The sequence below is a fragment of the uncultured Pseudoteredinibacter sp. genome (genome assembly GCF_947500695.1).
Classification (GTDB): domain Bacteria; phylum Pseudomonadota; class Gammaproteobacteria; order Pseudomonadales; family Cellvibrionaceae; genus Pseudoteredinibacter.
In genome coordinates, this window is record NZ_CANMSS010000003.1 from 388,670 (window position 1) to 407,519 (window position 18,850).

An 18,850-nucleotide genomic window follows, 5' to 3' on the forward strand; every position below is an offset into this window, starting at 1 on the left:
TTCACCATGGCAGTGGGCAACTTTCCTTTCCCTAAAATGCACCCGGTTAAAGGTCTTCGTTTAGCATCGGTTTCGGCCAATATCCGCTACACCGACCGCGATGATTTGCTCATTATGGAGCTAGGTCCAAACTCGAGTGTTGCTGGTGTATTTACTAAAAATGCCTTTTGTGCAGCCCCGGTTACGGTGTGTAAAAACCATCTTCCTGGCGATATTCGTTATCTGATTGTGAATTCCGGTAATGCCAATGCCTGCACTGGCGAGCAGGGCTTAGCGGATGCAATAGCGAGTTGCACAAAGATTGCTGAGATTTCTGGCACCAAAACCGAGCAGGTATTGCCATTCTCAACAGGTGTTATTGGTGAATTATTGCCAATGGAGAATTTGTTGGCAGGTATTCCTGAGGCGATGGCCGCTTTAGAAGAAGATGCTTGGAAGCAGGCCGCACGCGCGATAATGACGACGGACACTCGCCCTAAGGGTGCCAGTGAGCAGATCGAAATCGATGGCCATACGATTACCGTTACGGGCATTGCAAAGGGTTCGGGCATGATCAGGCCTGATATGGCTACCATGCTGGCCTACATTGCGACGGATGCGGATGTTTGCAGCAAGGTATTGCAAGATATGGTTTCTCGGGCGGCAGAGGCTTCGTTTAATCGTATTACTGTGGATGGTGATACCTCCACTAACGATTCCTGTATTTTAATGGCAACGGGAACAGCTGCTTTAGCCCATATCGATGATGCCAAAAGCTCAGCGGCATTAGCTTTGTATGCCGCCATCGAAAAAATTCTAATTGAGTTGGCCAAATCTATTGTTTCCGACGGTGAAGGTGCCACTAAGTTTGTCACTGTAGATGTTGCTGGTGGCGGCAATCAAGAAGAGTGCCTAAAAGTCGCCTATGCAGTGGCGCAATCGCCTTTGGTGAAAACAGCACTGTTTGCCAGCGATCCTAACTGGGGGCGCATCGTAGCCGCTATCGGTTATGCCGGTGTGAAGGGCTTAGATGATAAGTTGATAACTGTGCATTTAGATGATGTGCTTATCGTTGAAAACGGCGGCCGCGCAGAAAGCTATACCGAAGCCGCTGGGCAAAAGATAATGGATCAAGAAGAAATTGCTATTCGTATTCATTTAAATCGCGGCAGTGTTTCTGAGACCGTTTGGACCAGTGATCTGTCCCACGATTATGTGACGATCAATGCTGATTATCGTTCTTAGTGATAAGGCCGTTAACGGAATCGTTTAAATAATGAAAAAAACAGTGCATGTCATGGTCGGGGTTATTTGGGGTAAGTCTGAAAGAGCTAAGAGTATCTTGCTCGCCAAAAGACCCGACCATCTTCATCAAGGTGGTTTATGGGAATTTCCAGGTGGCAAGCTTGAACAAGGTGAAGAGCCTCGTGATGCCCTGTCTCGCGAACTTAAAGAAGAGCTCGATATTGAGCTTCTCGCTGCCAGCCCTTTAATGGATGTAAGCCATGACTATGGTGATAAAGCTGTATTCTTGGATATCTGGCAGGTAAACGATTTTAAGGGGCAAGAGCAGGGCTTGGAGGGCCAAGAACTGCGCTGGGTGCCACTGGTCGAATTAGATCAGTATGCCTTTCCTGCGGCGAATGTGGCTATTGTAGAGCGCTTGCAGCAGCTGCTTTAGAGAGTGTTAGCAGGCCCTAGTGCTCAATCTTACCGTCTGGGTTCATCATGGCGGCAGCTTCAAGGTCACCACTCAACATGTCTTCATAAATCGAAGAGCCTGCAATTTTGTGGCTCTCGTTTGCCCATTCCCCTAAATCAATCAACTGACAGCGTGCACTACAAAAAGGGCGCTGCGGAAAATCGTCATTCCACTTTACTTCGCTCTTGCAGGTTGGGCATTGTAAGCTGATTTCTTTACTCATGAAGGCTCTCATTTGTACGGTTTTGACTAGCTATTTACGGTTTGAGCCATTAGCTTAAGGGGGCTTTGGCCCAGGATCAAGGGCTTGGGCTAAGCTCCAGATAAAGCTCATGCAAGCGCTCTACCTCATCATCTAGCCAAGCAAGATCTTGATCATTAACAATGATGTCGTCGGCGCTGGCGCGACGCTTATCGCGGCTGGTTTGAGCAGCCATAATCGCTTTGATTTGTTCTACGCTTACGCCATCCCGAGCGCTAGCGCGCTCAAGTTGCAAGGCCTCTGGAACATCTACCAATAAAATGCGATCGCACATGCTATGTTGATCGGTTTCCATCAGCAATGGTGAGGCTAGGATCACATAGGGGCTGCTTGCTGTAGTGATTCCATTTACAATTTCATCGCGAATACGAGGGTGTGTAATGGCCTCCAGCTTGCTGCGCTGTGCGGGATCGGCGAACACGATCTCGCGTAATTTTGCTCGGTCCAGTTGGTCGTCGCTGTTGATAATATCGGCACCAAAATGCTCGGCGATTTCCAGCAGCGCAGGCTTACCAGGCTCGACAATGGTACGCGAAGCAATATCAGCATCGACAATCACAATACCTTTTAAAGCAAAGCGATCCGAGACGGCGGTTTTACCGCTGCCAATACCGCCGGTAAGGCCGACCACCCATTTTTTTTCTTTCATAGCGTTTATTTATAAAGGCTTAGATAGGCGTTCACAATTGTCTCGCCCCACATAAAATAAATCCAGCCGGCAATAGCGAGATAAGGGCCAAAGGGGATAGGGATGTTTTTATCGCGCCCCATAATCAAAATGCCAGCGATACCGATTACCGCCCCTACGACCGACGATAGTAATATTGTGACGGGCAAGGCCTGCCAGCCCATCCAGGCGCCAAGAGCGGCCAGCAATTTAAAATCGCCATAGCCCATGCCTTCTTTTTGGGTGAGCAGCTTAAATATCCAATATACCGACCAGAGACTTAAGTAACCAAATACCGCGCCCCATAGGGCATCTGTCAGGCTAGTAAACAGGCCTTGGCTATTTAGAATTAGGCCCAGCCACAGTAAAGGTAAAGTGATATTGTCTGGCAATAATTGAGTGTCGATATCAATCATGGTGAGCGATATCAATGCCCAGGTTAATAGCAGTGCAGCAGCAAGCTGCCAGCCAAAACCGAACTTTATTGCGAGCACGGCCGAGAGTGCCGCCGTCACTGCTTCAATGATGGGGTAGCGAATAGATATGCTACTTTTACAATTGCTGCAGCGTCCGCGCAAAAACAAATAACTGATAACCGGGATGTTTTCCCATGCACGAATTTTATGATCGCAGCTGGGGCAGGTGGATGCGGGTACAACTAAATTAAATTCTTCTTTTGAAGTTGATTCTTGAGCGGTTTCTTTCAGTTCTAAGATCTCGCCACAATACTGCTTCCACTCGCGTTCGAGCATTTTGGGTAAGCGATAAATAACTACATTTAAAAAACTGCCAACCAGCAGGCCTAAAATACAAACAACCCCGACGAGTGCGCCGGGGTATTGGCTGAATACATCTTGCAGCATGATTTGGCCTTAAACGATTTGACCCAATTGGAAGATGGGGAGGTACATAGCAATCATCAGGCCACCTACTAAAATACCTAATACGGCCATAATCATTGGCTCCAATAGGGTGGTTAAGTTGTCTACCATGTTATCGACTTCTTCTTCGTAAAATGTTGCAACTTTATCTAACATTTCGTCAAGCGAGCCCGACTCTTCACCAATAGATGTCATTTGAATAAGCATCGATGGGTAAATGCCTGCGCTTCGTAGGCAGCTATGCATTGTCATGCCTGTGGCGACTTCATCACGAATGTTCAAAATGGAATCACGATAAACTGCATTACCAGCCGCGCCGGATACTGATGTGAGTGCATCAATAAGCGGTACACCAGCGGCGAAGGTTGTTGCTAGGGTTCTTGAAAAGCGAGCGATGATTGAGTTGTATACAATATTGCCAATAATTGGGAGTTTGAGGGTAACTCTATCAACCCCATCTGAAAACTTCTGTGATCTTTTGCGAGCTTGAGAAAAGCACCAAACTGCAGCAATTATTCCTGCCAGGATCAAATACCAGATCTCTTGTACGGTATTTGAGATGCCCAATACAAATAAAGTGAAAGCCGGAAGATCTGCGCCAAAACTAGAAAATGTTTCCGCAAATTGAGGAACAACTTTAACCAGCAAAATTCCGGTAACCGCTAAAGCAACTACTAGCACGGCGATAGGGTACGTCATGGCTTTTTTAATTTTTGCTTTAAGTGCTTCTGTTTTTTCTTTATAAGTAGCAATTCGATCGAGCATCGTTTCTAGAGCACCGGACTGTTCGCCAGATTCAACCAGGCTGCAAAACAGATCATCGAAATACTTCGGATGTTGGCGCAGTGATGCGGCGAACCCACCACCGGCTGCGACACCGTCTTTGATTTCAAGTATGAGGTCTGTAAGGCGAGGGTTGTCTACACCTTCAGCAACAATCTCAAAGCTTTGTACTAAAGGCACGCCAGCTTTCATCATTGTGGCCATTTGGCGTGTGAAAACGGCAATATCCTGAGGCTTAATTGCTCGGCCGGCACCGAATAAAGGCTTCGGCTTTTTACGTACGGTTTTTACCTTTACGCCTTGACGTAATAGCTGAGCTTTTATCAATGCGGTACTGGCGCCTTTTAGCTCACCTTGAACAGCCTTCCCTTTCTTATCGGTACCTTTATAAATAAAGATGGTATCCGCCATTGTGTATGCTTCCTAAGCTTAGTCTTTTGTAACGCGGTTAGCTTCTTCAAGGCTGGTTAGGCCTTGGGCAACTTTTCGAAGCGCAGAAATACGTAAATTATTAAAGCCTTCTTCTGCAGCAGCGTCGGCAATTTGCAGTGAGTTACCACCTTCCATAATCAAAGAAGAGATTTTGGGGGTAATGCGCACAGTCTCGTATACACCCACACGACCTTTATAGCCGTTTGAGCACTTAGAGCAACCTACAGCTTTATAAATTTCAAATTCTGCTTTATCAATGCCGATATTATCGAAGCCTTCGGCACTCATGATATCTTCAGGGATTTCACTCTCTTCCTTACATTCGGGGCATAGTCTACGTGCCAATCGCTGAGCGATAATTAGACTTACCGTAGTAGCTACGTTAAAGGCCGGTACACCCATATTTAATAATCGAGTCAAGGTTTCTGGTGCGGAGTTGGTGTGCAAGGTTGAGAGCACTAAGTGACCGGTTTGCGCGGCCTTAATGCCAATTTCGGCGGTCTCAAGGTCTCGAATCTCACCTACCATCACGATATCTGGATCTTGTCGCAGGAAGGAACGCAAGGCTTCGGCGAAAGTAAGGCCTACCTTATTGTTGACCTGAACCTGGTTGATACCTTCAAGGTTAATTTCCACTGGGTCTTCAGCGGTGGAGATGTTTAGCTCTGGTGTGTTAAGAATATTCAAGCCGGTATACAGAGAAACGGTTTTACCAGAACCTGTTGGCCCTGTTACCAAAATCATACCCTGAGGTTGATTGAGCGCATCTAAATACAGCTGCTTTTGAAAGTCTTCATAGCCAAGTGCATCAATACCCAGTTGGGCGCTGCTTGGGTCCAAAATACGTAATACGATCTTTTCGCCGAACAGCGTGGGCAAAGTGTTTACACGAAAATCAATTGCCTTGGTTTTGGATACGCGCAGTTTAATACGCCCATCTTGCGGCACTCGGCGCTCAGAAATGTCCATCTGGGACATTACCTTCAAACGTGCGGCCAAGCGAGTGGCCAAAGCCGTGGGGGGCTTGGTAACTTCGTGAAGTACACCATCGGTGCGAAAGCGAATGCGATATGCCTTTTCATAAGGCTCAAAGTGAATATCAGATGCGCCCCCTTTAATAGCATCGAGCAAAACCTTATTGATAAAGCGCACGATTGGAGCTTCATCTACTTCTTCTTGGTCAGAATCGTCAAGGTCTGCGCTACCGCTGCCATCCTCTAATACAAGGCCGTCAAAATCATCATCAATATCGCCGAGAGCATCACCAAGGCTTTCTTCGGCTTTGGCAACAAAGCGCTCTAAGGCCAGATACAGTTTATCGGCCTCTACAAGGATTGCTTCGGTTCCCATGCCGGTATTAAATTTGATTTCATCAAGGGCACGAATATTGGTGGGATCCGCCATTGCCAGAAATAGCCGATTCCCTCTTTGGTAAAGAGGTAGTGCGCTATGTTTAGCAATAAGCTGCTTATCAACTATATCTTTAGGTGCTGAATCTACAGCAAAGGCATCAAGATCGATAAGGGGGGTGCCGAACTCATCGGCTGCGGCGGTCGCCACCGCTGACGCCCCAAGAATATTCCTCTTGACCAGATATTGTACAAGGGGTTCTTTTTCAAGCTTGCTTTCAGCAACTGCTTCTTGCGCATCTTCCAATGAAAGTAGCTTATCCCTGACAAGGCGCTGGGCCAGGCCGCTGAGTTGTTGGGCTTCCGCCGACATTAGTCCATTCCGATATAGTTTAAGGTCTGATCGTTCTGTTAAGTCTATTCGATTCAATACTTACAATATAATTCAACTTTATATGATAAGCCTATGTGAAAGCTAGAAATTCATCATATTTCTGAAACGAAATTAGCTGTAGTATAGCCCCGCTTTCAGTAAAAAGGCTGTGTGGGCAACAATAAAGTACCAAGTTTGCCACAAGGTGACGTATCCTGTCACTTCGTGTGAACTGGATCACATTTTTTTGCTGTCTTCACAGGTTCTAAATCCGTGAATCATCTGCTCTGCAGGCCATTTTTCAATGGTTGGCACAGTCTATGCTTTATGGGAGGAACCGGATTTATTTTTTTGGAGATATAAAAGATGAAAACTGTTCAAAAAGGTTTTACCTTGATCGAATTGATGATCGTTGTTGCGATTATCGGTATTTTGGCTGCTGTAGCTCTTCCTGCGTACCAGGATTACACTTCTCGTACTAAAGTAACTGAGCCAGTGTCTTTACTTTCTGGTTTGAAAATTGATGTTAGTGCATACCATACTGACACAGGTACCTTGCCAACCTTGGCGCAGCTAACTGCTTACGCTGGGCCAAAGGTCACTTCTGGCAAGTTCACAACAACTGTAACCGGAGCAGCAGCTGGTATCTTTATCGCTACTATGCGTGCTCAAGTAGGTGCTAACATCAACAATGCAACTGTTCAAATGAGTTTCTCTACTGATGCAAACGGTTTGTTGGTTCATGTTTGTAAGCCTGGCGCTGCTAACGCAATTCCTAATAAGTACTTGCCTGCAGAGTGTCGCCCATAAGATAGCGCACTTTAAGGTATTGAAGAGCCCGGCAATTGCCGGGTTTTTTGTTTCTACAATTTTTCCCTGGGGGATAGGGTGTTAGGCGTTTCTAGGTTGTGGGTGATTGTCTTTATGCTAGCAGTTGTCACTCTGCTAGTTTTTATCCCAGGAGTTAGTGGCAAATTTTGGCTTGACGACTACGGCACTCTGCCTGACTTGTTTGAGCAAATTGATAGCTATGGATGGTATTACGGGGTTTTCAGTGGTCAAACGGGACCTTTAGGTAGGCCGCTGGCCCTACTTAGCTTTGCTCTTCAACAGAATTCATGGCCTGACCCGAAGGCCTTTATATGGGTAAATATAGGCATTCACGTTATGAATGCCCTTTTAGTGTTTTGGCTTTTGAATCTTTTGTTACCGAGGTTTATACGCGGCTCATCTTCACGTGTGTGGTTTGCTCTTTCTATAGCGCTTTTATGGGCAATAGCCCCTATTCAAAGTTCCACAGTTTTATACGTTGTACAGAGAATGGTTCTGCTGAGCTCGGCAGCTGTTTTGGGTGCGCTGATTTGTTTGGTGTATTCATGGCGCGCATTGCTCGAAGATAGCGTGGTTCGTGGGTTCTGGCTGCTAGTTGCTAGTGCTGGTTTGGCGGTGCTGGGTTTGTTAGCGAAAGAAACAGCTGCGCTGCTGCTAGTTTATGCATTGTGTATATATTATTTTTTGAATGAATTTGAGCGCCCAGCAAGTTTTGTTTGGCGGCGGCTTGTGCCTTGGGTGCTATGGGTCGGCATTGCTGCTTTTATAGTGGTTGTATTTATTGGTTGGGATAGGCTGATTGATGATTACCTAATTCGGGAATTCACTTTGGTGGAGCGGCTCCTGTCTCAGCCCAGGGCGCTGTTGGATTATGCTTTGCAAACGGTAATACCGAAGCCAGCTTCTCTAGGCTTGTTTCATGATGACTTTGCAATATCTCATTCTGTATTTGATCCGCTTTCAACCTTTTGGGCGATATGCTTTTGGTTTATAGCCTTGTTAGCAGCTATTTATGCAAGGACTAAAGGCGTAGCTTTGCCTCTAGTATTATTGTGTTGGTATTTAGGTGGGCATTCAGTAGAGGCTTCAGCGCTTGCCTTGGAGCTATACTTTGAGCACAGAAACTACCTTCCAAGCCTGGCTGTATGGGTGGCGATAGTCGCGCTGTCAGTTTGGCTGTGGAGGGATTACATTCAGCCTAATCGACGTAAAGTGTTCGTGTTTATAGCTGCAGCGTATGCCGCTGTTATTTTAGCTATATCTGTTACCACCAATATTCTTTGGGGTGATCCTGCGCGGTTAGCTTATTTGTATTCTGAGGAGCGCAGTGGGTCTATTCGGGCTAGAGCGCTAAAGATTGACTTGTATCAGCAGGTTGGGGAGGTTGATAGGGCTTTCAGTGAATTGATACGCCTTGAAGAGGATTTTCGTGGAGAGCTAGCACCTCAATTATTGGCCGTCGAGTTTGATTGCTTTTATGAAGGTCGGTTTAATAGGGGGCTCACCGAGGATGTAGTAGATGCAGCGAAGTCAGCGCGATATTCCAATGGTGCTCTTGCTGCAGTTGAAAGTTTGATTGAATTAGAGTTCAAGGGTAATGGTTGCGACAACTTTAGTGAAAAAGATTTGATTGATTTGGTCGACTCTTTCGGTGAAAACCCGAAGTATAAAAGAAAGTATGCGATGTTACATGGCTTTGCTGCGAGGATAAGCTGGGAAAGCGGTAGTTTGGACCAGGCCTTGGCTCGTCTGCTTGAGCACAAAGGTGGGAGCTTTCAAAATGACCAGATGTTGGTGGTATTGCTGGCAACTATGCACCGCTATCAAGAGGCCGTTGACTTAATAAAGGTTATGCGATCTGTCTATCCGTTTGAGGTCGAGCTTCAGGCTGATTATTTTGATAAATTGGAAGCAGAAATTAAGTTGGATATAGAGGTGAATTGATATGAGTACTGGCGTGGATAAAGTTTCCGTTGTTATTCCTGCTAAAAATGAGTCTGTTGGCCTCGCTAAAATATTACCTAAGCTTGTTTTGATTGAAGAGGTATTCGAAGTTATCGTTGTGGATGATGGGTCCAGTGACAACACTGTCGAGCTCTGCGCTGAGCATGGTGTGAAATGTATTTCTCATCCTGAAAGCATGGGTAATGGTGCAAGTATTAAAACTGGTGCTAGGGCTGCAATCGGGGATGTGTTGGTGTTTATGGATGGCGACGGGCAGCATCAACCGGAAGAGATTACATCGTTATTAAATAAACTAGAGTCCGGGTATGATCTCGTCGTTGGGTCTCGAGATGCTTCTGGGCAAGCTAGTTTGGGACGAAGATTAGCAAATGGTTTTTATAATTGGTTTGCTAGCTGGATGTCGAGTAGAGAAATACATGATCTTACTTCGGGGTTTCGTGCCGTTCGCGCAGACAAATTTCGAGAGTTTCTATATATGTTGCCCAATGGCTTCTCATATCCCACAACATCTACGATGGCATTTTTACGATCCGGTTACTCTGTTGGTTTTAAACCGATAAATGTCCTGCAACGAGACGGTAAAAGCCATATTAACTTGGTGCGAGATGGGGTTAAATTTTTTCTGATTATTTTCAAAATTGCAACATTATACTCGCCGTTAAAGTTGTTTAGTCTTGTTTCATTTGGTTTGCTGACTACGGGCATGTCTTACTATTTGTATACGTATTTTAGCGTGGGCCGGTTTACTAATATGGGAATGTTTCTTTTAGTGTCAGCTATTTTGGTATTCTTGATGGGGTTGCTTTCCGAGCAGGTGTCTACTTTGTTCTACAAAAAGTAAAGGAAATAGTTGTGAGGGAGAAGATAAGGTGGAGGGGCATCTTATTTATTGTTTTCTTGCTTGTTGCCTTTTTTTTCTTGGCAAGCAAGTTAGATTCTCGTGAAGAATTGCCAGTTTTATCTCAAACCCAGGTTTTGTATTTGATAGGCATCCAGGTGATGGCGCTGTTTGCAGCAATGGGGTCTTGGTGGGCAGCTGTTCGGGGTGTGGCAAAATTCAGCCTCTCTTTTCATCTAGTATTTATACATGTCGTGATTCTGCAGTTGGGGAAGTACATTCCTGGTAAGGTCTGGGGTGTTGTTGTTCGGGGAGCTGCCTTAGTCGGTAAAAATGGACTTTCTTTGAGTCAAGCGACGGCGATCACTGTTTGGGAGCAGATGTTGGTTTTACTAATCGGTGCTGCTATTGGCGTTTGCTGTTGGCTTCAAAATGTTTTGGCGGTGTGTTTGGTGGTGGTGGCCCCTGTATTCATTTGGTTGATTCTATTTAAGTGGAGTTGGGGGGGAGGCTTTCTAGGGCGGTGGCAACTTCGTTTGACGGAAATTGTTGATGGTGGTGTTTGGCAGTGGCTTGTGGCCGTTAGCATAGTTTTTAGTTGGTTGGCTGTGATGCTAGCCGTAGCGGTGTTAGCTACAATATTGATGCCTGGTGTAGAGAGTGTGACTCTACTTAAGCTTTCGGCGGCAATGGTTATCGCTGTTGCTGTAGGATTTCTGGCAGTTTTTGCTCCGGGAGGAATTGGTGTGCGTGAGGGTGTCTTTGTGGCCCTTGCCTCACAGCTGATATCGATGGAAGATGCTATGATATTGGTATTGTCTCATAGATTTGTATTGGTTTTTTATGACCTTGCTTTGGGAGCGGTGATGGGAGTTTTTCTTGTTTCTTCTGATATGAAGTTGAGTGGTGAGTAGGGTATGAAAAGGGAGCAGCAAGAAAACTATTCAATGATAGCTTCGGAAATGTTTAATCAAGAAGGGCGAACCCAAAAAGCTAAAACAATGTGGTCAGTTCTTAGTGATTGTATTGAAGAGGATTGCAAAAAATTACGCTTGCTAAATGTTGGTGGATCTTCAGGGATTATTGATGAGTATTTAGCGGGTTACTTCTCTTCGATCACGAGCTTGGATATTGATGTTAATGCTCAGTTTGGCGCTAGAAAAATAGCGGTATCTAAAAATGTTCACTTTGTTACTAGTGATGCAACGGGTATGGGAATTAAAACAGCCAGTGTGGATGTTGTGATTTGCTCTCAGGTGTATGAGCATGTACTTAGCCCAGAATTGATGATGGCTGAGATAAATCGTGTTTTAAAGCCTGGTGGGATTTGCTATTTTTCTGCTTCGAATAGACTTATGTTTAACGAACCTCACTATAATTTGAAGTTCTTGTCGCTCTTGCCTAGATTCTTGGCCCATAAATACGTACGTGCTATGGGGAAGGGGGACTTCTACCACGAAAAACATTATAGCTACTGGGCATTAAAACATTTGGTGAAAAAGTTTGAAGTTGTTGATTATACTCAGAAAATCGTAAATGATCCCGTTAGGTTTCAGGCTGACTATATGTTGCCATCCTTGGGTCTTAAACACTTTTTTTATAAGCTATTTTGTCGCTGTTTTTATTTTTTGATGCCTGGGTATATCTGGGTTCTCAGAAAGTCGTCGCATTAAACTCTCTCCAAACTCGATTGAGCCCTTCTGTTAAATCGATTGTAGGTCTCCAGTGCGTTTTATTTTGTAGCTTATTGCTATTTAATATGATGTGGTTATCTTCAATGTTGTGCTTGGATTTGACCCTTTCTATTTTCTGTTGGCTGATCGTTTCAACTAATTCAATCAATCTAATTAAGCTTGTTCCAGCCCCTGATCCAAGGTTGAAGGTGTTGCTGGACTGGAAAGTTTTACATGAGATGATTCCCTCAATTGCTGCCGTAAAATCTTCTATGTGGAGATAGTCTCTGCTAGATTGGCCACTGCCTATGATGTGGAATTTTCGCTGATTAATTGCAGCATCGAATAGTGTTGGGATTACACCAAAGTTAGGTTTTAGCGGCTGCCCTTCTCCATATATATTTGAGGGGCGTAGAATAGTTACAGCCTTTCCTGTTTGTTGTGAAAAGCTCGAAAGAAAAGTTTCAGCGGATTGTTTGGCTGCGCCATAGTACGACCAGTGCCCAAGAGGGTGATTTTCGGCTATTGCTGAGGATGATGGCTGGTAAATGGCTCCTCCCGTTGATATGTACACAAGAGGGGTGTCAATTTTGTGAAGCAATTCGATGAATTGAGCCAAGTGCATCAAATTGTAGTGCACTTCTTTCGATGGTTCTTGCGCAAAGGTTAGGGGTGTTGAGTTTCCAGCGGCATTAATTATCAGGCCGCTACTGTCGTAAACAGGCAATAGCTTTTCACTTTCGTAGCTGTGGTAGTGGTATTTTATATTTGGAATTTCGCTTCTATTCTCGCTACGCCTAGCTATGATGTGTAGCTCGTGATCTTTGACGAGCTTCTGAGCTATAGCTCGCCCTATGAATCCATGTCCACCGATAATTGAAATTTTCATAAAAGCCTTTTATATAGTTCGTTATAACGCTGTGCGCAATCTCTCCAGGTACCAAATTTTTGTTTGGCTATTTCACGTGATTTTTTTGAAAACGCTATATTGTGGTCTAAGTTGTTCAATTTGTTTACGGCGTTAAGAAAATCTTTAGGGCTGTTTACGATGTAGCCGTTTTGACCGTGTTGTACAATTTCTTTGTGAGCAACTTGATTAGAAGCGATAATTGGCAGGCCACTCGCTGCCGCTTCGATCAAAATTTGAGGTAAGCCTTCATCGTGGGTACTTAGTGTAATTATTCCGGTAGCACTACTTAACCAATTGTTTTTTAGCTCTTCTAGGGTGGTGCTTCCGTGAAAAGAAATACCTTCTGGAATTTTCAATCCTTCTTGATTTGGGCCAAATAGATGGATCGAATTGTTTTCGGGGAGTTCATTGTACCAAAGAAAGAGGGGCCCCATTTTTGCCTTGGTTACTCTTTGGACGACTATCCATTTGCCGCTTTTGGGTGCTCTTGTAATATCGTAAAGATCCTCGCTGCAACCAAAATGCACAGGGTGGATATCGGCAATATCGCCAAAGCTCTCTTTTAATAACGGGCACATCCAGTCTGCATTGGGTGCTATAACGCAGTTTGAGCTGCTGATCTGTCGTCTAACTAATGTCTTTACAAGCGGTAGCTGTAAAAGTTTGTAATCTGTCCCTAGTACTGTTAACAGCTTTGGGGTTTTTCGACTTTTTGACCCAATAGAGTTCTGGAGCCAGTTAATGTGAAGGATCTCGGCATCAGAATTTGAGCGGTATACTCTTATCAGGGAGGAGACTAGACCTGGTATGTATCTTGCTGCTTTGAGTGGAGCTGTACGAAGAAGGTGCGCTGGGCCGCCGAGGTCTGCAACCTTTTCTAGGTTTATAATGGCTTTTTCATCGCTAACCCAGTGTACGTTGTTTGGGGCAGGGCCCCTTGGGCTAAGCATTGAAATGTCATGTAGCTTTGATAATTCACCAACAATATTTTTGATAAACACACCTTGCCAATCGCTTTCATGGCGCGGATAAGATGTCGCTGTAACAAGTATTTTCAAATGCCTAGTTTCCTTGGTGTGTCGTATTATAAGTTATTGTTAGTAATATATTATAACGTTAAATAATTATTCTGTGGGTGTATTTAGGGGGGCTTTATGAGGCGGAAAATGGGAGGGTTTAGCTTGATTGAACTCATGATTGTAGTGGCTATTATAGGGATTTTGGCTGCTGTTGCATTGCCGGCGTATCAGGACTATACGTCTAGGGCTAAGGTTGCTGAGCCAATTAGCATGCTTCGAGCGCTAAAAACCGATGTCAGCGGTTACTATGTGGAATTTGGTGAATTTCCTACGTTGGCTGAACTTACATCTTTTTCTGGTCCCAAGGTCCTCAATGGTAAGTTTACAGAATCAATTCAAACCTCAGTTGCAGGCCTGTATGAGGCTAGAATGAATAACAATGTCGGTGCAAGAATCAATTTAGCGACCGTATCATTGAGTTTTTATGCCGACCCCGACGGGCTGGTTTTACATACGTGCAAGCCGGGAGCCTCTAACCCTATCCCAAATGAGTATCTTCCCTGGGAGTGCAGGAATTAGCAGCAATTGACAAATATTGTCAGTTGCTGGTCTGTTCCAAAAGAAATGGCTCAAAAATCTCACTGATGGATAGTGCAAATTGATTGCTGATATGAACTTTATCGCGATAGACCACGTAGTCATCAGTTTCAGATCTGCACAGTCCATTTGGACAGATCCTTTTATTGATATCTAATACTTGCACGTTCGGAAAGATACTTGCGGACTCCGAGAGGTATGAATATAGGTGAGTTGGTTTTAAGTGTTCCTCGCATAATTGACTGGGTATTCCGAGCTTTTGCTGCCATTTTGTGCGAGCGATACATTCTAGTGTGTCAAAACTCAATTTTGGAGGCGGAGTTAAAATAACTATCTTTTTGATTTTACGAAGCCTATCAAGGACGGACCGGGTTCCTTCTATCCATTCTCTTTTGCTAAATGCTGCCGCGGAGCTTCCAATGATAAGCAACTCTGGTGGGTTTTTGGCTAAGTGATCAAGAGCTTTCTCTCGCCAGCTGGCACATTCTGAATAGATACGACCAATCCTTGGGTAGTAGTATGGTTGATCAACGATAGGGCAGGAGGATTTTGTAATAGCATGTAAATTCCACTCGTTAGAACGAGCGGTGTGGCGTACTGAGTCAAACCACTGTCCGATGGTACTGTCACCTAATAACATAACAGTTTTTTTATGGCGAGTTTCAAAGCTGCATACTTTTAATACATCGGAGTGGTACCAGTCATCGCATTGGTGAGAGTAAAGAGTTGGAAGATCCTGTCTTATTGAACTGATTGCCTTTTGCAGAGGATCGTTTGCCCATTTTTTAGCAAAATCAAATGAAGCCAAGCTTATGGACACGAGGGTAATGCAAATTAATAGGGCTCCGAAAAGCGAAAGACTTGGTCTTTCTGAAAGGAATTGTGAGTATCGAATAGGGCGTTCTACCCCATAAAAGCTAATGCTAGAGCACAATAATATAGCAATTACTACTCCCCCGGTTTGTAGGGCTGTTAATTCTATGAAGTAAAGGTTCGCTAAAACAATTATGGGCCAATGCCAAAGATAAAGGGAGTATGATATATCGCCTGTAAACTGTAGTGGCCTAGAAGATAGAAAGCTGTTATTGGAGTTGTATGTGCCTAAAAATAACAACAAGCCGGTGCCAAGAGTAGGAAGAATAGAGTATGCCGGTGTAAGTTCAGATCCTGTCACAGGGTGGGTAAACATTGGCAGGACTACCATTGCAAGGGATGCAAATTTTAATGGCGTTATCTTCGAAAACCTAAGCTCTTGTATTTTGTCTGAGTAAATGAAGGCCATGGCGCCTAACGCGAATTGCCAAGCTCTTCCGCCTACCGAATAAAACCCCCAGTCGTGATCGTACAAATAAACCAAACCCGCAAGAACAGTAGTTGTGAATACAATCCAAGTAATTTTAGAGGTTATAACTTGTTTGGAATTTGGGGGGCTGTAAAGAAGGAATATGACGGCAGGCCACAGTAAGTAAAACTGCTCCTCTACTGCTAGTGACCATGTATGTAAGAACAGATTTTTACTATCGCTTGCAAAGTAGGCTAAATCTATACTTGCAAAATACATATTCGACAGCCACAAGCTAGCAAATATTCCACCTTGAGAGTGGCGAATTTGCTCTGCTGGTGACAGAAAAATGGTGTAAGTTATTGTGGTAACAAGAATCATCAAAGCGAGCGCAGGTAATAGTCGCCGGGTTCGATTGGCGTAGAACCTGAGGAGATTGAGATTTCCGGTTTGCAAGCGGCTCTTCACTAGTAGTTTACTGATGAGATAACCTGAAATAACAAAAAATACGTCTACACCAAAAAAACCACCGCCTAAGAGACTGGGGTTTAAATGATTGATTAAAACCGCGATCACGGCTATTCCACGTAATCCTTGAATGTCTGGGCGAAAGTCAGCTTGCATATTGCTTTCCAATGGCTCTACTTTAGTGCTTGAACGCTAGTTTTCAAATCGCCCATTTTAACATGAGATATGTACGCTTGCTCCGCTAAGAATGAGACTTACGGGTGGAGGGGTATAGATTAAGGTAGAAATTGAATGATGGTGCCCGTGGAGAGCATCAACACTCAATAATATTCACCGGCACTTCCAACACATTCACAGCCAGGCCTCCTCGGGAGGTCTCTTTGTACTTCTCTTGCATATCGCGGCCTGTGTCGCGCATGGTTTTGATCACCTTATCGAGCGATACGAAGTGTGAGCCGTCGCCTCTTAATGCCATACGGGCAGCGTGGATGGCTTTGATGGCGGCCATAGCGTTGCGTTCTATGCAGGGGACTTGTACTAGCCCTCCGATTGGGTCGCAAGTAAGGCCTAGGTTGTGCTCCATAGCGATTTCGGCGGCGTTTTCAACTTGAGCTGGATTGCCGCCCAATACTTCCGCTAGGCCACCGGCCGCCATTGAGCAGGCAGAGCCGACTTCGCCTTGGCAACCTACATCAGCACCTGAGATGGAGGCGTTACGTTTATAGAGAGTACCGATTGCGGCGGAGGTTAGGAGGAAGTTTTGTACACCTTTGTCATTGGCACCTGGTACAAAGCGAATATAGTAGTGTAATACGGCGGGAATAATACCTGCAGCACCATTGGTGGGGGCGGTTACCATGCGGCCGCCTGCCGCATTTTCTTCATTAACCGCTAGCGCATAAAGTGTTACCCAATCTAATGTTGTGAGTGGGTCGGCTAGAGAGGCCTCTGGGCGGCTTAGTAATTGCTGTTGCATTTCACGGGCGCGTCTTTTGACCTTCAATCCGCCAGGTAATAATCCTTCGTGGCGTAAACCATTATTTACGCATTCTTGCATTACTGCCCAGATATCCATTAGCCCACTGGCGGTTTCTGCTTCGGCGCGCCAGGCGGCTTCGTTATGCCACATAACGTCAGAAATGCTGATGTTTTTATCTTTACATATTTGTAATAGCTGGGCGGCTGAGTCAAACCTATAGTCCTCTGGGCGGGGATCGTCTGTCACGGCATCGGTTTGGGCGGTTTGCTCGCCCACGATAAATCCACCGCCTACTGAGTAGTAGGTTTTTTCCAATAAAAGCTCACCGTTCTTATTAAAAGCTTGAAAGCCCATGCCGTTGGGGTGGTAAGGTAGCGTTTTGCGGCGATGAAGAATTAAATCATTGTCTTCGTCAAAGTTGATAATATGCTCGCCGAGCAAATTTAAATATTTTTCTTCGCGGGCTTCGGCCACCATGCGGGCGATATTATCCACATCAACATGTTCTGGGGTTTCACCTAATAACCCGAGAATAACGGCTTTGGCTGTACCGTGACCGACGCCGGTGGCGCCCAGTGAGCCATACATATCTGAGTGGATGCGTGCCGTGGAGCCCAGAAGATCGGCTTTCTTTAGGGCGAGGCAAAATTGTTTGGCGGCCCGCATTGGGCCAACAGTGTGTGAGCTGGATGGTCCAATACCCACTTTGAATAAATCAAAAACACTGATGGCCATGATCAGTTTCCTCGGCTAAAAATTTATTTTTAAAATTGTTTTTATTGTTGTTGCTGTATTGTAGCTGGGCCACTTTAAAAGGGTCTTACCACTTTAAAATAACTTTGCCACTTAGGCCTGACAGCATCGTGTCAAAGCCTTCCTGAAAATCATCAACATCAAATTGATGGGTAATCACCGGGCTTAAATCTAAGCCTGATTGCAGTAAGCAAGCCATTTTGTGCCAAGTGTCGAACATTTCGCGGCCGTAAATACCTTTAATGGTAAGGCTCTTAAAGATCACCTGGTTCCAATCAATAGCCATATCATCGGGTGGAATGCCCAACATGGCGATCTTGCCGCCGTGAATCATATTGCTTAGCATGCTTTGAAAAGCGCTGGGTACGCCAGACATTTCCAAGCCAACATCAAAACCTTCGGTCATACCAAGATCGGCCATGGTGTCTTGCAGTGATTCTTTGGCTACATTTACTACACGGCTAGCGCCCATGGTCTTGGCCATCGCTAGGCGGTGATCGTTGATATCAGTAACGACTACATGGCGGGCGCCGACATGACGAGCAATGCCAGCGGCCATAATACCGATAGGGCCGGCGCCGGTAATTAATACATCTTCACCGGTTAGATCAAAACTTAAGGTGGTGTGTACGGCGTTGCCAAATGGATCGAAGATAGAGGCCATTTCATCGCTGATATCTTCAGGGATCTTAAAGGCATTTTCTTCTGGCAGTGTTAAGTACTCGCCAAAAGCTCCTGGAATATTTACCCCAATACCTTGGGTGTTGGCACAGTAGTGGCGACGGCCAGCACGACAGTTGCGGCAATGTCCGCAAGTGATATGGCCTTCGCCAGAAACACGATCACCCACTTGGAAAGATTTTACACCTTCGCCAATGGCAACCACTTCGCCAACAAATTCATGGCCAACTACCATCGGTGTCGGAATGGTTTGCTGTGACCAGCTATCCCAGTTGTAAATATGTATGTCGGTACCACAGATAGCCGTTAAGCGTGTTTTGATCAAAAGATCGTTGACGCCAGGTTTCGGTGCTTCTACATCGGTTAACCAAATGCCGGGTTCGGGGTGTAACTTTGAAAGTGCTTTCATTTTATCTCTCTTAAACT

General features: G+C 45.1%; 18 protein-coding genes. 8 read left to right on the plus strand and 10 right to left on the minus strand.

Annotated elements, in window-relative coordinates; all coding sequences use genetic code 11:
* Positions 1-6: 6 nt before the first annotated feature.
* Positions 7-1,224, plus strand: a complete 1,218-nt coding sequence (gene argJ / locus Q1A08_RS08365; protein WP_299771766.1) for a bifunctional glutamate N-acetyltransferase/amino-acid acetyltransferase ArgJ — start codon at positions 7-9, stop codon at positions 1,222-1,224.
* A 31-nt stretch (positions 1,225-1,255) separates the two neighbouring features.
* Positions 1,256-1,660, plus strand: a complete 405-nt coding sequence (gene mutT, locus Q1A08_RS08370; protein ID WP_299771768.1) for an 8-oxo-dGTP diphosphatase MutT — start codon at positions 1,256-1,258, stop codon at positions 1,658-1,660.
* A gap of 16 nt (positions 1,661-1,676) precedes the next feature.
* Here mutT and yacG read toward each other — a convergent pair whose 3' ends face one another.
* The 5 genes from yacG to pilB form a co-directional block, all read right to left on the minus strand.
* The gene (gene yacG / locus Q1A08_RS08375; protein WP_299771770.1) at positions 1,677-1,904 is read right to left on the minus strand and encodes a DNA gyrase inhibitor YacG; all 228 of its coding nucleotides are present in this window, start codon (positions 1,902-1,904) and stop codon (positions 1,677-1,679) included.
* Between the two features lie 76 nt (positions 1,905-1,980).
* A complete protein-coding gene (gene coaE, locus Q1A08_RS08380; protein ID WP_299771772.1) occupies positions 1,981-2,592 on the minus strand; it encodes a dephospho-CoA kinase in 612 nt (203 codons plus the stop codon).
* Positions 2,593-2,597: 5 nt separating this feature from the next.
* Positions 2,598-3,473: an A24 family peptidase gene (locus Q1A08_RS08385; protein ID WP_299771774.1), complete on the minus strand. Its 876-nt coding sequence runs from the start codon at positions 3,471-3,473 to the stop codon at positions 2,598-2,600.
* Between the two features lie 9 nt (positions 3,474-3,482).
* Entirely contained in the window at positions 3,483-4,685 is a 1,203-nt protein-coding gene (locus Q1A08_RS08390; RefSeq protein WP_299771776.1) for a type II secretion system F family protein, read from the minus strand.
* Between the two features lie 18 nt (positions 4,686-4,703).
* Entirely contained in the window at positions 4,704-6,428 is a 1,725-nt protein-coding gene (gene pilB / locus Q1A08_RS08395) for a type IV-A pilus assembly ATPase PilB (RefSeq protein WP_299771778.1), read from the minus strand.
* 366 nt (positions 6,429-6,794) lie between these two features.
* Here pilB and Q1A08_RS08400 point away from each other — a divergent pair, with 366 nt between their 5' ends.
* The 5 genes from Q1A08_RS08400 to Q1A08_RS08420 all read left to right on the plus strand — a co-directional run bounded on the left by Q1A08_RS08400 (position 6,795) and on the right by Q1A08_RS08420 (position 11,735).
* Positions 6,795-7,238 (plus strand): pilin, encoded by a 444-nt coding sequence (locus Q1A08_RS08400; protein WP_299771780.1) that lies wholly within the window; start codon positions 6,795-6,797, stop codon positions 7,236-7,238.
* A 510-nt stretch (positions 7,239-7,748) separates the two neighbouring features.
* Positions 7,749-9,203 carry a hypothetical protein gene (locus Q1A08_RS08405; RefSeq protein WP_299771782.1) on the plus strand — a complete coding sequence of 485 codons (1,455 nt, stop codon included), beginning with the start codon at positions 7,749-7,751 and terminating at the stop codon, positions 9,201-9,203.
* Between the two features lies 1 nt (position 9,204).
* A complete protein-coding gene (locus Q1A08_RS08410) occupies positions 9,205-10,065 on the plus strand; it encodes a glycosyltransferase family 2 protein (RefSeq protein ID WP_299771784.1) in 861 nt (286 codons plus the stop codon).
* Between the two features lie 11 nt (positions 10,066-10,076).
* On the plus strand, positions 10,077-10,976 hold the full coding sequence (locus tag Q1A08_RS08415; protein ID WP_299771786.1) for a lysylphosphatidylglycerol synthase domain-containing protein: 900 nt from the start codon (positions 10,077-10,079) through the stop codon (positions 10,974-10,976).
* Positions 10,977-10,979: 3 nt separating this feature from the next.
* Positions 10,980-11,735 (plus strand): class I SAM-dependent methyltransferase, encoded by a 756-nt coding sequence (locus tag Q1A08_RS08420; protein ID WP_299771788.1) that lies wholly within the window; start codon positions 10,980-10,982, stop codon positions 11,733-11,735.
* On the opposite strand, the gene Q1A08_RS08425 is transcribed toward Q1A08_RS08420, so the two are convergent.
* Both Q1A08_RS08425 and Q1A08_RS08430 read right to left on the minus strand, forming a co-directional pair.
* Entirely contained in the window at positions 11,716-12,624 is a 909-nt protein-coding gene (locus Q1A08_RS08425; RefSeq protein ID WP_299771790.1) for an NAD-dependent epimerase/dehydratase family protein, read from the minus strand. The genes Q1A08_RS08420 and Q1A08_RS08425 overlap by 20 nt on opposite strands.
* Positions 12,621-13,646 carry a glycosyltransferase family 4 protein gene (locus Q1A08_RS08430; protein WP_299771792.1) on the minus strand — a complete coding sequence of 342 codons (1,026 nt, stop codon included), beginning with the start codon at positions 13,644-13,646 and terminating at the stop codon, positions 12,621-12,623. Before Q1A08_RS08430 ends, Q1A08_RS08425 begins: the two co-directional genes overlap by 4 nt.
* Positions 13,647-13,799: 153 nt before the next feature.
* Here Q1A08_RS08430 and Q1A08_RS08435 point away from each other — a divergent pair, with 153 nt between their 5' ends.
* Positions 13,800-14,243 (plus strand): pilin, encoded by a 444-nt coding sequence (locus Q1A08_RS08435; RefSeq protein ID WP_299771794.1) that lies wholly within the window; start codon positions 13,800-13,802, stop codon positions 14,241-14,243.
* Between the two features lie 19 nt (positions 14,244-14,262).
* Here the strand turns inward: Q1A08_RS08435 and Q1A08_RS08440 are convergent, their stop codons facing one another.
* The 3 genes from Q1A08_RS08440 to tdh form a co-directional block, all read right to left on the minus strand.
* Positions 14,263-16,167, minus strand: a complete 1,905-nt coding sequence (locus Q1A08_RS08440; RefSeq protein ID WP_299771796.1) for an acyltransferase family protein — start codon at positions 16,165-16,167, stop codon at positions 14,263-14,265.
* A gap of 157 nt (positions 16,168-16,324) precedes the next feature.
* Complete coding sequence (locus tag Q1A08_RS08445; protein ID WP_299771798.1) at positions 16,325-17,725, minus strand: L-serine ammonia-lyase; 1,401 nt, start codon at positions 17,723-17,725, stop codon at positions 16,325-16,327.
* A gap of 85 nt (positions 17,726-17,810) precedes the next feature.
* A complete protein-coding gene (gene tdh / locus Q1A08_RS08450; protein ID WP_299771799.1) occupies positions 17,811-18,833 on the minus strand; it encodes an L-threonine 3-dehydrogenase in 1,023 nt (340 codons plus the stop codon).
* Positions 18,834-18,850 lie beyond the last annotated feature (17 nt).